Source organism: Paenibacillus alba (assembly GCF_013204855.1).
Lineage (GTDB): Bacteria > Bacillota > Bacilli > Paenibacillales > NBRC-103111 > Paenibacillus_E > Paenibacillus_E alba.
In genome coordinates this window covers 1-567 of sequence record NZ_JABMKZ010000117.1, presented here as the reverse complement: position 1 = coordinate 567, position 567 = coordinate 1, and the positions used below count along the sequence as shown (strand labels likewise).

At 51.3% G+C, this 567-nt stretch carries 1 protein-coding gene; it reads right to left on the bottom strand.

The genetic code is table 11. The features are described from left to right. On the bottom strand, positions 1 to 523 hold a 523-nt coding region (locus HQN90_RS38175), incomplete at its 3' end, for a KR domain-containing protein (RefSeq protein WP_173228002.1). Positions 524 to 567: the final 44 nt, after the last annotated feature.

Below are 567 nucleotides of genomic sequence, written 5' to 3'. Positions count from 1 at the left end.
TGAGGCCGCCGAATTCTTCTTGAATCCAAACGACCAGCTCCTCCACTGCTTCCTTGCAGGATACATCGACCTGCCTGTATGCTACTCTGGCTCCTCGGACCTCCAATTGTTTTAGTTTTGCTTCCTTCTCTTCGGTTAACGGGGATCTTCCGGTCAGAATCAATACCGCCTCCGTTACCCTCTCGACAATCTCACCTGCAAAAATAAGGCCCAGTCCTCCCAAGCCCCCCGTGATCCAATACACCCCGCGGTCTTTCCACGGTATATGCCCTTCTTCCCCGTTTTCCTGCACTTCTTCCCAGTCCATCACCCATCGGTTCCCGTCCCTATACCTTATCCGATCATCCATAGGGCATCCGGCATTCTCTTCTAATTTCTTGACGATGCTTGGACCCTCTTCCTCACCGTCCATTTCGATCAGCTGTCCTGTGAATCCTGGATGTTCGAGCTGCGCAGTTTTTAGCAAGCCTGACAGCGCTTCAAACAGCTGCAGGCGTTCGCTTGGTACCACGACCTGAACCAATATCCTCTCTTTATGCCTTTCCTTAAATAACTGCTGAACCTCTT